The sequence below is a fragment of the Pseudoalteromonas neustonica genome (genome assembly GCF_001653135.1).
Classification (GTDB): domain Bacteria; phylum Pseudomonadota; class Gammaproteobacteria; order Enterobacterales; family Alteromonadaceae; genus Pseudoalteromonas; species Pseudoalteromonas neustonica.
In genome coordinates, this window is the sequence record NZ_BDDS01000004.1 from 215,233 (window position 1) to 230,876 (window position 15,644).

7 protein-coding genes and 1 pseudogene are annotated in these 15,644 nt (G+C 37.0%); 3 read left to right on the forward strand and 5 right to left on the reverse strand.

Going from position 1 to position 15,644, the window contains the following annotated elements; all coding sequences use genetic code 11:
* Positions 1-34: 34 nt before the first annotated feature.
* A complete protein-coding gene (locus A7967_RS08360) occupies positions 35-4,792 on the reverse strand; it encodes a PAS domain-containing protein (RefSeq protein WP_054205000.1) in 4,758 nt (1,585 codons plus the stop codon).
* An 883-nt stretch (positions 4,793-5,675) separates the two neighbouring features.
* Here A7967_RS08360 and bfr (A7967_RS08370) point away from each other — a divergent pair.
* Both bfr (A7967_RS08370) and bfr (A7967_RS08375) read left to right on the forward strand, forming a co-directional pair.
* Complete coding sequence (gene bfr, locus A7967_RS08370) at positions 5,676-6,149, forward strand: bacterioferritin (protein WP_054205002.1); 474 nt, start codon at positions 5,676-5,678, stop codon at positions 6,147-6,149.
* 10 nt (positions 6,150-6,159) lie between these two features.
* On the forward strand, positions 6,160-6,624 hold the full coding sequence (gene bfr / locus A7967_RS08375) for a bacterioferritin (protein ID WP_054205003.1): 465 nt from the start codon (positions 6,160-6,162) through the stop codon (positions 6,622-6,624).
* Between the two features lie 66 nt (positions 6,625-6,690).
* On the opposite strand, the gene A7967_RS08380 is transcribed toward bfr (A7967_RS08375), so the two are convergent.
* The 3 genes and pseudogenes from A7967_RS08380 to A7967_RS08385 form a co-directional block, all read right to left on the reverse strand.
* Positions 6,691-6,885, reverse strand: a complete 195-nt coding sequence (locus A7967_RS08380) for a (2Fe-2S)-binding protein (protein WP_054205004.1) — start codon at positions 6,883-6,885, stop codon at positions 6,691-6,693.
* 471 nt (positions 6,886-7,356) lie between these two features.
* Positions 7,357-7,467: pseudogene (locus A7967_RS23320) on the reverse strand (DUF6436 domain-containing protein); the annotation flags it as partial.
* Positions 7,468-7,492: 25 nt separating this feature from the next.
* Positions 7,493-8,047: an isochorismatase family protein gene (locus tag A7967_RS08385; protein WP_054205005.1), complete on the reverse strand. Its 555-nt coding sequence runs from the start codon at positions 8,045-8,047 to the stop codon at positions 7,493-7,495.
* Between the two features lie 147 nt (positions 8,048-8,194).
* Here A7967_RS08385 and A7967_RS08390 point away from each other — a divergent pair, with 147 nt between their 5' ends.
* A complete protein-coding gene (locus tag A7967_RS08390; protein WP_064435628.1) occupies positions 8,195-12,736 on the forward strand; it encodes an EAL domain-containing protein in 4,542 nt (1,513 codons plus the stop codon).
* 302 nt (positions 12,737-13,038) lie between these two features.
* Here A7967_RS08390 and A7967_RS08395 read toward each other — a convergent pair whose 3' ends face one another.
* Positions 13,039-15,456 (reverse strand): hybrid sensor histidine kinase/response regulator, encoded by a 2,418-nt coding sequence (locus A7967_RS08395; RefSeq protein ID WP_331458699.1) that lies wholly within the window; start codon positions 15,454-15,456, stop codon positions 13,039-13,041.
* Positions 15,457-15,644: the final 188 nt, after the last annotated feature.

Consider the following 15,644-nt stretch of genomic DNA (forward strand, 5'->3'; position numbering starts at 1 on the left):
CCTTTGTATGTGAGTATCTGTTGGAATAAAAAGCTCAATGATATTGTTCAAGCTTTTCTTTGAGGGTTTGTAACTGAATCGGCTTGGTAAGATAATCATCCATACCTGACGCTAAGCACAACTCTTTATCTTCATCCATTGCATTAGCAGTTAATGCAATAATAGTGATTTCTTGATGCTTTATACCTGCATTACCTTGACGTATTGAACGTGTTGCATCAAAGCCATCCATAATCGGCATTTGACAATCCATAAGCACCAAATCAAAAAAGTGTGCGGGCTTTTGTGCCAAAATATCAACCGCTTCTTGGCCATTTTCAGCCAACGTTACCTGATAATTTAATTTACTCAACATAAGTTGAGACACTTTTTGATTGATCAAATTATCTTCAACTAACAATAAATGATGTGTTGGATCCTGTTTAGTGTTGCGCAATGAAGAAATATAACCCGAGGTTATCATTGGTAAATCAAGTGCTTTATCTTTATCAGTGATCACTGCCATTGCAGAAATTAAATCGGCCGTGGTGATTGGCTTTGGAAAATACGCTTGGAAACCAGCATCACTATAGCGCTGCGCGCCTTCTAATCCTGCAATACTCGTCATCATAACTAAAGGCATGGCTTTAAAATGCTCGTTTGCTTTTAACAATCGGCACAATTGGATCCCATCCATTTTAGGCATTTGCATATCCAGTACTGCGATATCATACAAGGGGTCTTTATTATCAATACACGTTTGGCACATAGCCAAAGCCTGTTCAGCATCGCAAGCTAAGGCAACCGATGCCCCCCAGTGGGCCAATTGTTGACTAATTACCAACCGGTTTGTTTCATTATCATCCACAACCAGAACACGTAATTTATGCATATCTATTGTTGGAATACTGCGTTCTTGTTCGGTGCCTAACTCTAGCATAACTGTCGCCGTAAATTCACAGCCATTGCCAACTTCACTGTACAAGGTAACAGCCCCGCCCATCAACTCACATAACTGTTTGCATATGGCTAAACCTAAACCTGAGCCGCCGTATTCACGCGTAGTCGAGGCATCCACTTGTGAAAATGGGCTAAACAAACTTTGCTGCTTGGCAAGCGGTATACCAATACCCGAGTCTTTGACCTTGATGCTCAATTGGTACTGTTGATCAATGTTTTGCACAGCTGCAGTGATAACAACTTCCCCTTGAGAAGTGAATTTTACTGCATTGCTAAGTAAGTTTGTCAACACTTGGCGTATTCGCCCAGGGTCACCTTTGAACTGAGATGGCACTAAAGCGACTAAATCGAGAATAATCTCTATTTGTTTTTCTTGCGCCTTTAGCGCCTGCGATTCAGCTACCTCACCAATCAAGTCTCTGGCATTGAAATTAATTGATTCTAAATCAATTTTACCTGCTTCGACTTTTGAAAAATCTAAAATATCATTGATCACGGATAAAAGTGAATGCGCACTATTTTTAGCAATCCCCACTTTAGTTTCAACAGGTTTGGTTAATCGTTCAAGCTCAATGAGCTCTAACATGCCCAGTACACCATTCATTGGCGTACGTATTTCATGACTCATAGTTGCTAAAAACTGACTTTTAGCAAGTGCAGCATCATTTGCTTTGGCAAGTGCAACTTTTAATTCTTCCGCTGTTTTCTTACGACTTTGCGACATCAAAACACTGCCAACCAATGTAGCTAAAGAACGCAAATAAGTTTCTTCATTTTGGCTCCAATTATGCTGTTCTCCAACACTCTCAGCACACAAGACACCTAAAATCCCTTCACCTGTTGAGATCACTGCATCCAACATCGATTTGATATTCAACGGCCTTGAATAATCTTTTACAAAATCTAATGATGCGTGGTGAGTGTCCACGTTATCTATTGCGACTAAGCCATTTTCAAATATCGCTTTAAAATAATCAGGGTACGCTGTGATATCTAAACATAAAGTATCTTGCGCAAAACCAGAGCCATCTACATATAAACTCACGCAATGCATTTTATTGGTGCCGCGCTCTAATATCCATACAGATGCACGCTGCACGTTAAGTACATCACACATAGATTGTGCGACTAAATCTTTAACCGCGCTAAAATCACCCGCTAATACGTCAGGAGAAACCGTTATACTTGCTAAATTAGTATTATATTGGTTGGTTTTTTCACTTTCTAACTCTAATCGTTTGTAGGTATCTATATTTTGAAAAGAACCATAAACACGAACACAGCGTTCATCTTTTAATTCAACTTGCCCTATCGATTTAACCCAACGCTCTTTACCTGTTTGTGTAATGATGATCAGTTCAACATCCCAACTATCGCCGCGAATAACCGCATTTTCGAACAGTTCACTAATTTTGTCTCGGTGTTCGCCTTCCTTATAAAAGTCTAGTGCCTGGGTTATGACTGGCTCAAAATCATCACTTACTTCGTGAATAGCTTTGACTTCTTCAGACCAATAAATCGTATTCGCTTCTAAGTCGACTTCCCATGCACCAATTTGCCCTTGCTTACTCATTGTTTCGAGTAAACTTTGCTGACGATATAATTGCAATTGAGTATTGTAGCGCTCAGTTATATCTAAAATAAAACCGTCTAGATAAAGTACATTCCCTTGTGAATCATATACTCCTTGACCTTTTTCATGTACCCAATGGACGTTACCATCTAGTGCAATCAGCCTATATTCCACAGACCAAGGCAGTTTGAGTGCAACCTGTTCATTTATTACTGTTTCAATGTGTTGAACATCGTCAGGGTGCACTATTTGTGCAAAACTTAATTGGTAGTTATCTACAATATCAAAAGGCTCATAGCCGGTAATCGCTTTAGTCTGGTCGCTCATATATAGCATTGTCCATTGCTTATCATGTTTACATCGATAAACAATGCCTGGAATATTGCCCACCAAAGACGCAAATCTATCGCGACTTTGCTGAAGTTGATATTCAGTTTCCTTGTGTGCCGTAATATCTAAGTGAGTTCCAATCATACGTTTTGGTGTGCCGTCGCTATTCCATTCAACAACACGGCCTGTATCTAAAATCCAAACCCATTGACCATTTTTGTGCTTCATACGTGATTCGGCAACATAGTTGTCAGATTGACCACAAAAGTGCTCAGTTAGTTTTTTCTCTGATACGATAGCATCATCTGGGTGAACATTATCTAGCCAAGTATTAATCGTCGTTGGTTCAAGCTCTTTTAAATCATAACCAATTATTTCAGCCCAACGATTGTTAAAGTAAACCTTACTTGTATCAATGTACCAATCCCATACACCCACTGCGGTACTATCTAGTACCAACTCTAGTTGTGTTTTATGCTGCTCTAACTCCATTTCTTGAAGTTTTAAGCTTGTGATATCAGTACGAATAGCGATATAACTTTGCGGTTTGCCTTGTTCATTTAAAAATGGCGCTATTGTTGTATCTAACCAATATAACGCGCCACTTTTATTACGGTTACAGATCTGCGCATGCCAAACATTACCCTTTTCCAACGTGTTGTACATATTTTCAAAGAAACTTCTTGAGTGAGTTCCTGAATTCAATATTCGATGATTTTGGCCCAGTAATTCAGCTTCTTCATAGCCACTTATTTCGCAAAACTTTTTATTAACAAAAGAAATAGTCCCTTTTATATCGGTCACGGCCACAATCGCATGCTCATCTAATGCACTTTTTTGTTCCGCTAATTCTTTTAAGGCAAGCTGTAATGCAGCACTTTGCTCTTGTAATCGTGTTTGATGCTGCGCCTTTACCGTTATCAGTTGCTCTAAATCAATGGATAATTGGTTTAATTCACTAGAGTCATTGAGGATCGGAATATTTTCTCTAAGTCCCTGCGTCACTTGCGTTGTTGCATTCGCCAGTACTATTAATGGGTTTGATAGGCGTCGACCAAACCACCATGAAAGCATCAAAATAACCAGTAATGCAAAACCATTTAACCATACTGCAAGCTTTTTATATTCAGTAGCACCTTCAAGCATCACTGCAGCGGGTTTTTCTACCACGAGTTGCCAACCTGTGGCGTTTAAAAAGTCTAAATCACTTAAAATGGCGTAATATTTTGCACCATCCGTTTTGGTATAACTAAACACCTTGTCTAATGGTTGCTCATCAGTCAAATTTTCAGTAAAGCTCAGCCCGCCATCAGTATCAGTGTTTTGAACCAATTCACCATTTTTAATAATATAAAATGTAAGCTTTTCGTTTATATCATGTATATGCGCTAAGTTTTTAAGTAGGCCTTGGAAGTTAACGTCAACAAGAACAATCGATTTTAAACGTTGATCCCCTTCACCCATTGGCAAAGCAATAAAGTGATTATGGGCTTTTTCACCTAACACAGACACAAACACACTCGGTTTACCTTGTTCAATTTGAGCCAACATAGGAATGAGTTGATCTTGATGCAAATGAGAAAATAAACCATCTGTGACAGGGATTGGGGTATTAATAGGGTTTGCGAGTATATGAATTTGATTTACAAAATCATAGCGCCCTACAAATTCGTTAACTAATAATTGTTTATGAAGTGGGCTGTGACGTAATTGTTCGTTTAATAAATATAAATCTTTTATATGATCTGCAAACCAAATATCTGCAAATTGTTTACCAATACTACTTAGCTCTCTGAGCTCTATGCGGGCACTTTTATCCAGAGAATTAGTAACGTGTATAAAGCTGAACCACGAAAGTAAACATAAAGGTGCTAAAGAGATTATAATAAAAGTAACAATCAACTTACTTCGGATTGACTGCACTTTACTATCTAACACACTTTTTTTCATTGCTTTCCCTATCCCAACCTTCGGTTTTAACTCAACTTTTATTGTTAATATATTAAGGCATTAAATACTACAAGACGCAAGCTTATACGTGTCATGAATAGGCTTAATATCCAATAACTCATTAATTATTTTTACTTTAGCTGGGCGATACAGGCAAAATACTTACAAGCTATGATTGCTATAAAGGGCAAGCTAACAACGCAGGGGTATGTAACTTTAAGTATAAATTTAACATTGGTGGCTTGGGTATACGAACACTATGGTCGTTAATGGCATTAACGCCTGTATTTTTTACTATCAACGATCTTTACTTTTTGGCACAAAAGGTACACTAAGCACTTTTGATGGACTAAATACCCCGCAAACTTTATTTTTCCGATAATCGCTTTTACACTTATTAATCAACAAGTGTAAAAGGACTGCACGATGAAGTTTGTATTGTCTATCTTAATAATAAACCACCTCTGCTTTTTGGGCTTTGAATACGCAATAACTTCAATGCTAAATGATCAAATAAGCTCATCAAGCGCATCGAGCTACGCTAAACTTTATGTCATTTTAGTTTTTCCTGTTCAATTATTACTAGAACTTACATTTTTTATCGCCATGCTCTATCAAGCCTTCATTGTTTTTAAGTGGCGAGCAAATGGCACATTATGGATTGGGTTTATAGCGACTTTTTTAATGGTCATCTTTTAGCGTGTCACTGTTGGCCTCACTTAAAAGAGAAATGCAAATACAAAACTGTTCATAAACCAACCATTAACGCAAATTTAAACGAGAATCAAACTCAATATTAACCATATGATTTAAAAGGAAAATACTTGCATTTATGTCGATATAGACTAAACTTGTCACAATTATGATTTAAAGGTACGCCATTATGAAAGGTAATCAAAAAGTTATCGACAGCTTCAATAGGTTGTTAGCAAATGAACTTGCTGCAATCGATCAGTATTTTATCCACTCTCGTATGTATGATGATTGGGGCCTAGATAAACTTTATGTACGCCTGAATCACGAAATGGAAGAAGAGAAAGACCACGCTGATTGGCTAATCAAACGTATTTTGTTCCTAGAGGGTGTACCAAATATGACTAAACGTCGTGATCTTATTATTGGTCATGATGTAAAATCTATGATGCAAAATGATCTAACACTTGAACTCGAAGTAGTTGCCTGTGTTAAAGATGTTATTGCAACATGTGAAGAAGAAAAAGATTACCAATCACGTGAAATACTTGAAAAGCTATTGTTTGATACTGAAGAAGATCACGTTTACTGGCTTGAACAACAACTTGGTTTGATTGATAAAATTGGTAGCCAAAACTATCACCAATCACAAATGGGCGAATAGGAGCTAAAATATGAAAGGTGATAAAGACGTTCTTATTGCATTAAATAAGATACTAGCCAATGAGCTTGTGGCAATAAATCAGTATTTTTTACATGCACGTATGTTTAAAGATTTTGGTTTTAGTGTGCTGGACAAAGCAGACTACAAAACTTCAATTCAAAAAATGAAAAATGCAGACCGTTTAATTGAGCGTATCTTATTTTTAGAAGGCTTACCAAATCTACAGGATTTAGGTCGTTTACGTATTGGTGAAAATAGCGAAGAAATGATTGCAGCCAATATGAGTTTTGAACTTGATTCACTTGTTGATTTAAAAGAAGCGATTAAACTTGCTGAAAGTAAAAAAGATTATATTAGCCGCGAAGCGCTAGATAATATTTTAACTGAACAAGAAGAGCAAATTGACTGGTTAGAAACACAACAGCTGCTGATTAAGAGCGCAGGCATTGAAAACTACTTACAGTCGCAGATGTAACATTATCTGATACTAAAAAAAGCAGCCTTGGCTGCTTTTTTTATATGTACTTTAATCGAAACAATATTAAGCAACTTGGTCGGTGATATCAGCTATTTGAATCAATTTGCGATTGAGAATTTTTTTTGTACAACCACAGCATTTTCCACATTGGCTGCCAACGTTCAGCTCTTTACTTAGCTCTCGCATCGTAGTCGCGCCTTCGTCAATTGCTTGTTCAATTTTTTTATCTGTCACACCATGACATAAACAGATATACATGAATACAAACCACTCTCAATAACATTTAGTAAATACATATTAATCTAAACGAAAATAGTTATCAATATTTATTTGTACAATTTTTTTACTATTTATTGCTTCTTTTGCAAGGTGTTGATTTTTAAAAGCAGACGATATTTAGTCTCAATTAATGATAGGAAATTTATAATGTTCTACTAATTCTGATGTGACTGCTACAAGGGCGCTAACAACATGCTAATAGCTAACTTCTTCACTTTAACGACAAGAGCGAGCCTACTAAAAATATCAATAACGATTAAGTTGTGATTTACAATTACCGTAAATAGCGATTGTAATGAGTAACAGCGATCTTCAAAGACTATTAGAGGATAAGACTTATAAAGTTCAACACAAAAAATTATGGATCTACGCAAATATTTATACGCAAAGGCCCTATCTACAGTGACTAGTGTGCATTAACGCTAACTCTTCTGTTATTTTGATTACACGTTAACTAATACAGTAACAGCCCTTTGCATCTGAAATAACTAATTCACTATTAAAACCTGCGAGTAAGTTTGATATCACTAACTCAACAAAGCTATCAGATGCCGAGCATGCGAGCCCTTCTGAGAGTTTTTTCGAATTATTTCACTATTTTAAGGATCTTTTTAAAAAGTGGCGTTGCTGCAACTTCTGTCCACTGAAAAATAACACTCTCAGCACAACTGATCACAGCCCCTGCTTGGCGCAATTGTTCTACAGCCAAATCGCGATGTAAATCATTTCGCGAGCTCACACCGTCTAATAGTATAAAAATATCAAAACCATGCGCGATTAAATCCAAACACGTTTGCAATACGCATACATGAGCCTCCATACCTACTACAATAATTTGTGGGCGATTATATTTTTTCATTAAAGGAATGAAATTAGGCTCCAAACACGCACTAAAATGACTTTTATCAAAATAGTTACCATTGGGTGCGAGTGTTTTTAATTGTTGTTCGGTATCACCTAGACCTTGTTTATATTGTTGTGTAAACACGATAGGAATCGAATGCAATTGTGCTGCCTGTATTAATTGGCTGGTAACGTCTACCACAGTTTGATAATGCAACATTGCGGGGCGCAGTTTTTCTTGAATATCCACTACTAAGAGAACACTTTGAGACGCTTGTACATTGTAGAAATGACGCATAATACACTCCTTATTTTATTGGGGCCAAACTTAATCATAACCCTTTTATCATTTATCACTAATTCTTTAATTAAACTATAAATTCTTATGCTATATTTAGCATTCTACTAACATAATTTTAGCTTCATTATTGGGATAGCCTTATAAGTGCGTTTGCATATTGTTGTTTTCATTTTATTCGCCTTACTCTGCATTTTATACAGCACTACTTCACATGCTCAAAATTATGCGCTACAACTGCAACGTCTCTCCCCTGATGAGGGTTTATCTCAAGGTTACGTCACCAACACATTACAAGATCATCTTGGCTTTGTTTGGATTGGTACAAAACAAGGACTCAACCGTTTCGATGGATATCAGGTAAAAACATTCACGGGTGAGCAAGGGTTAGACCAAGCATCGATTTTATTCCTATTTGCCACCGAAAGTGATGAGATTTTTGTCTCAACAGAATATTCAGGGGCTTTTCTTATTAACCCGGTAACACTCGTCACCAGAAAGGTTTATTCAGGAAAACTAAGTGAAGAAGATAAACGTTACTCTCCTATTAATGCGGTTAAACAAAGAGGGACTCTTTTTTATTACGCTATCAATGACCACGTTTATACGTTTGATAGTAAACACAGCACCTTCACACATACATTTTCAATAAATAAACCTGAACACCTTGTTCGTGCATTAACTATTCATAATAACTTTATTTACATAGCAACGAGCAATGGCTTGTATTCTAAATCTTTGATTGATGATCACATCACCAAAATCCCACTGCTGAGCAAAGACAAACTAAATGAAGATAATAATAATATAAAGTTCTTACATGTAGACCCTCAATTAGGTTTGATGGTTGGTACTGTTGAAGGCTTTTATAGCATTTCACTCGATAAAAATAGCCAGTTCGACTTTGCAAATATAAAAACGCTAATACCGCATCACAATATTTGGGATTATATAAATACACCCTTTGGTGAGTTTGTTGTCACTCAAGATGGCTTATATCAATATGACCGTCACACTAATCAAAGCTTATTTATACTGCGGTTCGATCAAAGTAAATTTAACATGACCGATAATACTATTTTAGATGTCATGGTAGATAAAACAGGATTAATGTGGCTTGCATCTCGCTCACAAGGTGTTTTTACGTGGTCAACGTTTGCTCGTCGTTTTAATAACATCGAAATTACAAGTCGAGATAAATTACATAGTAATGTCGTATTATCTGTTTTTCAAGATGACACTAATGCACTTTGGCTAGGTACTAATAACGGTTTAACACGCATTAATGAAAAAGCGGGTATTACCAAAACTTACCTAGCAACAGCAGATACAAAAGCATTTTATGGACAATATAGCGTATATGGCATTGCCCCTGCCGAGCTAAACGAACCAAACAGATTTTTATGGCTATTGCTTTATAATGGCCTAGCTTTGTTTGATAAACAAACAGAACAACTGCTTCCAACTCCAATGCAAGGGATCACCCAGAATATTTTGACCGAAGGACCAACATATGGTTACTACCAAATTCAAACAGATACATTTGCATTTTTTAGCGAAAAAGATTTTTATATTTACGATGGTAAAACAGGTAACACACGCCCCATTAGGGGCCTCAAGGAGCAACTTGATCCTATTAACGTGCATAGATTTTTAAAACCTCTTAATACCTATCCTGATGATCATCTCATAAGCGTCTCTGGTGCACTTTATCGTTATAATGAAAAGCGTGAAAGGTTAACTTTACTCTACGAAGTTAAAAATTATAATCCGCTTTCCTATATTACGATTGATGATTGGGTACTGGACTATAACAATATCCTTTGGCTTGCTTCTTCTCAAGAAGGCTTAATAGGCTTAGATGCTAATACCTATGAAGAAAAATACAGAGTCAATCTCGCCAGCGGTCTAAAAACAAAATCGATCTTCGCTTTACAGATAGATCCTTTTGGTTTTTTATGGGTAAGTAGTCAAAATGGCTTGTACCGGCTCAACTTAAGTTCAATGCAAATTGATACTTACACTGTTAGTGATGGTTTAACCGTTAATGAATTCAATGTTGATTCACATACTCAGTTAAGTGATGGGAGACTGGCATTTGGCACAACGTTAGGGTTGTTAACTTTAGCCCCGCAAGATTTTTTATCTGTACCAAGTGACCAACAAAATATTACAACTGAAATTACTGATATATCGTTATTTTCTCGTCCACTCGACTACCACCCATTAAAATATAGTGAACAACCGCTACAATTAAACTCCGAAGATATGGGTTTAGAAGTCAGTTTTTCGAATTTTAATTTTCAGCATATAGACAAAACACACTATAAAGTGTCTTTACAAGGCCCAAGCCCTTTTAGTTATGAAAAAATAAAAAATAATAATGTTTTTTTTACTAAACTCCCTCCTGGCGATTATCAATTATCCATTTCCGCATACCATATACATGGTTCTGGAATGGGTAAAACCCGAACTCTGGATTTTAGTATTGCATACGCACCGTGGCGCTCTCCTCTTGCAATCAGCCTTTATTTTATTATTGGACTCTTTATATTATTTATTATTTTTTGGCAATATAGATCACGGCAACAAACGATAAAACTAGCTCACGATAAAATACTCGACTCGCAACAGCAAACTGAGCTTGCGTTATCTAGCAGTAAAAGTGGCGTGTGGGAAGTAAACTTTTTAACGCGCAGCGCCACTCAGCACCGAGTAAAGCACGAGCTAGGGTATGAAACCCTACCCCATACACACAGTTTTGAACAATTTACTGCGTTAATTCACCCTGATGACAAGCGCCAGTTAAGCTTGGATTGGGCTGCATTCCTAGAACAAAAAAACCAGCAACAATGGCAAGCGACATACCGTTTAAAGCACGCATTAGGCCACTGGCTGTGGTATCAAGATATTGGGGAAGTCATTGAAACCGATGAAAATAAAAAACCAATTCGTGTATCGGGTATATATACAAATATCACAGAAAGTCGTGCAACAGCGCAGCAAGCAGCGGTTTTAGGTGAAGCATTTAGTCAAATAAATGATTGGTTGTTAATCTTAGATCATCAATTACTCCCCTTTTCTGTTAATAACAGTTTTGCAGATGCTTTTTCTGTTGATTCAAGCCCCGCAACTTTAAATTTAAAAGGGTTTTTAGCTGCGTTAGGCAAACAACAATACGCCGATTACATTAAGATACTAAATTCACTAAAACCCCGACAAAACTGGCGTGGTGATGCATACATAAAAACCAGAACAAACCCATCGCACCCAATTCACATTAGTATTACTGCTGTTGCTAAAGACAGTGACTTCGTCAGTTATTATGTCGTGGTTATATCTGATCTAACTGAGCAAAAAAGAGCAGAAAACAAACTTAGGTACTTAGCTAATTACGATCCATTAACTAAGCTCCCTAACCGCACACTGATGTATCAAAAAATCAATCGTGCAATAAAAGATGCCGATAAGCGTCAAACTTTATCAGCATTGTTATTTATAGATTTAGACAAATTTAAACCTGTAAATGACTCATTTGGTCACGCGGTAGGCGATCAGCTACTATGCGATATTACGCAAAGAGTCAATGCGATGTTAGATAGCGATGGAGTTTTAGGCCGTCAAAGTGGTGATGAATTTTTGCTCTTAGTAAATAACCTCAACTCACCTCAGGCACTTAGCGCACAAGTCAAAGCACTTACTATCGAACTCGCTAAAAGGGTTGTTATTGATGATTTTGCCATTAACATATCAGCAAGTATCGGTGTTGCTCTTTATCCCTTTGATGCAAAAACCGCAGATCAATTGATCCGACATGCTGACATCGCAATGATGCATGCTAAACAATCTGGGCGTAATGGGTTTAAGTTTTTTACTGAGCAAATGAATGACCAAATTACACAAAAACTCTTGTTAGAAAATGCATTAAAGGATGCATTTAAAGATGATCTACTTTTCAATAACTATCAGCCAATTGTGAATGTAAAAAGTAAAAAAATCAAAGGTGTGGAGCTACTGATGCGCTGGCAACATGAAGGCCAGTTTATCTCCCCAGCTAAATTTATCCCTATTGCAGAAGAAACAGGCCTAATTGATGTACTGACCGAACAAGCACTTTCCCGTGCACTTAAAGAGTTAGCGCCTTTGTTACGTGCTAACCCACGTTTTTATTTATCTCTGAATTTATCGCCAGTACATATACTAAAATCCAACTTAACAGAGCGCTTATTGTTCATTCTCACTCAACACCATATAAAGCCTGTACAACTGCGTTTAGAAATTACTGAAAACACGCTACTTGATGATAAAAATAAAGCAGCAAAGCAGCTACAAACACTCAGAAATGCAGGATTTAAATTATTACTCGATGATTTTGGTACTGGTTATTCGTCTTTGACCTACTTAAATCAATTTCCAATCGACGTGATAAAAATCGATCAAAGTTTTGTTCGTAAAATCGGTCAAGACAGTGGTAATGAATCAATATTAAAGACCATTCATACACTTGCTGAAAACCTTAACCTTTATTGTATTGCTGAAGGCGTTGAGACAATCGAACAAATACGCTTTTTAAACCGCATTGGTTGTTATGATTTACAAGGGTATTATTTTGCACGGCCAATTACCGCTGATAAGTTATTAAGTGATGACTACATTAATAACGTGATTGATAAACTACAAAGCATTTAAAAAAGAAGCGAATGCTTCTGAAATAAAATAGCCTCAAACTTAAGGTTTACAACTAGAGCGTGTTGACCTTTGTGGATTGAAATTCGTTCAATCTAGGGGCGATTTTATCGCGGCGCGAGGTTTGTAGCCTAGCGGGCTCGATAACTGCTCCTGCGTTATCGCCTATTTATGGGGAACAACCACACGACATAGGCGCTGTCTTGCCTAAATACCAAATAGACTGCTGCAAAATCAATCACGAAAGGTCAACACGCCCTAGTATTAATAACGTCTAATCGCGGTTAGTAAATTACCGAAAATGATCATGATTTTAGCTTTCCGACCCATTTATTTAAACACTTATAAAGTAATATTCTATCAACTGGCTTAGCAATAAAATCATTCATGCCTACCTGCAAACACCGTTTTTGATCATCTTCAAACGCATTTGCTGTAATCGCAATAATAATTACATCAGCATACTTTTCAGGGTGAGTTCGTATCGCACGCGTACACTGAAAACCGTCCATATTAGGCATCTGACAGTCCATTAAAATAATGTCAGCTTTCATGGTCTCTAAACACACAAGTGCTTTTTCGCCATCGCTCGCTATATGTAATGAGCACCCAGTGTCTCCAACCATTTTTGAAATAACCATCTGATTAATTGGATTATCTTCAACAAGCAGTACATTAAAATCAGATAAATCAGGCACAGGTTGCTCATTATTAACCGGCTCAGATAATTGCGCGACTTTCACCGGCACAGCGATTGTAAAGCAACTTCCCTCACCTTCTTTGCTTTTTAGTTTTAAATTGCCGCCCATTAATTCTACGATTCGCTTACAAATAGCCAGCCCCAGCCCAGTGCCACCATATTGCCGTGTGGTTGATATATCGGCCTGCGTAAACTCTTTAAATAGCTGACTTTGTTGTTTTTCCGAAATACCAATTCCCGTATCACTAATTGACAACGATAACGTGCCGTCAAAATATGAAACTGACATTTCAATTTTACCGCTTTTAGTAAATTTACCTGCATTATTAAGCACGTTGTTCACAATTTGACTTAACCTAAGAGGATCGAGCTCCATAACTTGAGGTACATTGGCAGAAATCTCTAATGTAAAAGCAACGCCTTTTTGCAGTCCTGTATTGGTAAATACTAATGTCAGTTGATTTAACAATTGATGTAAATCGACTGATCTTGTATCGAGTTTCAGTGCGCCAGCTTCAATTTTAGAAAAATCTAAAATATCATTTAGGATCAGTAAAAGATTGTTTGCGCTTTGTTGAATCATTTGAAGGTGCTCACTACCTTCTTGGTTTATTGCTTTATTTTTAAGTAATATATCTGTTAGGCCAATAATACCATTAAGTGGTGTGCGTATTTCATGGCTCATATTTGCTAAAAATTGCGATTTAGCCTGACTTGCTTTATTCGCCAGCGCAACCGCTTTAATCAACTCATCTGTTTTTTCGTTTACTTGAAATTCCAAGCTCACATTAAAGTTTTTTAAACGCTGATTTAGTGCTTCATTTTCATTATTTACTTGCTCTAAATCTCTAAAATTTGACGTCAAATTAAATGCAAGTGTTGCAAATTGACGCTGTAAACTAAACACTTCAAGCCATGAATTATAAGGATTATCGATGGTTGTTGCCGTTGCCGTGGGCTCAAACTCATCTATTTGGGCTGATAACTGCTTTATTGGCCTCACTAGCCAACGGCTCAATTGAGTTATAAAAATGCTGATCAAAGCAATCACAACTAATGCTAAAAATAAAGACTGTCCCCATGCGCTTGCTGCAACTAAATTTGCATATTTTCGCTTCAATAATGTTGCAACATACCAGCCTTGCTGCTCCGATAGATAAGATTGCACATAATACTGCTCTCCATCAAGTTCTGTTACCATCACACCACGTTCGTCACCACGTAAAGCATCTAGTTGTATTGAGCTTAATTGATTCAATACCCGATAGTGATCGCCTAATGTGCTAAATACAACTTGTTTACTCGCATCTAAAACAATCAACTCACCGTCGTTTTCAAATATTATGGGTCTAAAGCGAAAGAAAAAATCAAAAACAAGTGAGCCTTCAACAATACCTTGAAACTCGCTATTTTTGTAAATAGGAGCGGACACACCAACAATAGGCACATTGCCTAATCCCCGACTTTTAAATATATTTGAAATATACCCTTTAGGTGAGTCTTTGCCTTTTATATAGTAATCGCGGTCGGCAATAGAGGGGGCATCATCTTTTAAGCTTTCTTTTAAACTCATTGGATTAAAAATACGTGCAATAGCCTTATTATCACTCACAATAGAAGAACGTAAGTTTGGGTACAGCCCCATTAAATGGTTTAGCGCAAGCTCCTCATCAATTCCTTGCTCAATTGCTTTTGCGGTAAGCACTACGCCTCGACGATAGTCATTCAGATACAAATCGATTTTGGCCGCAATATCTTTCGATTTTTCTCCTAATTGCGATTTAACTTCATATTCAATACGCGAGTAGTGATTATTCGTAAGCACGATAGTTGTTAAAATCACCACCAATATAATAAGTAAGCTAACGATATAATTAAGAATTTTGTACAGGGATAGGTCGCGAGTTTGCCAAGATTTTTTTAAAAAGAAGAAGCTAAGTAAATCAATCACACTTAAAACAATGGCAGCATTTAAAAAATATTTAACCAAAGCTGTGGCAATTTCTAAGGCTGGGAGCTTCACAAAAAAATAGCCAAAAACAGCTAAAAGGGGTGTACCTATTAGTAACCAGTATACAAGGCCCCTAACAAATAAAGGTTTAGCGCTGCGACAACAAAAAAAGTAAAGCCATATTACCTCGCCAGTAAAGACAAGTGATGGCCAACAATGCCCCCAACGATAAAATATAAATGCGGCACTAAATACACATG

Bases quoted from the DNA above. Each gene is read 5' to 3' on its own strand.
- A7967_RS08360 (WP_054205000.1), bottom strand. From the start codon at position 4,792: ATGAAAAAAAGTGTGTTAGATAGTAAAGTGCAGTCAATCCGAAGTAAG.
- bfr (WP_054205002.1), top strand. From the start codon at position 5,676: ATGAAAGGTAATCAAAAAGTTATCGACAGCTTCAATAGGTTGTTAGCA.
- bfr (WP_054205003.1), top strand. From the start codon at position 6,160: ATGAAAGGTGATAAAGACGTTCTTATTGCATTAAATAAGATACTAGCC.
- A7967_RS08380 (WP_054205004.1), bottom strand. From the start codon at position 6,885: ATGTATATCTGTTTATGTCATGGTGTGACAGATAAAAAAATTGAACAA.
- A7967_RS08385 (WP_054205005.1), bottom strand. From the start codon at position 8,047: ATGCGTCATTTCTACAATGTACAAGCGTCTCAAAGTGTTCTCTTAGTA.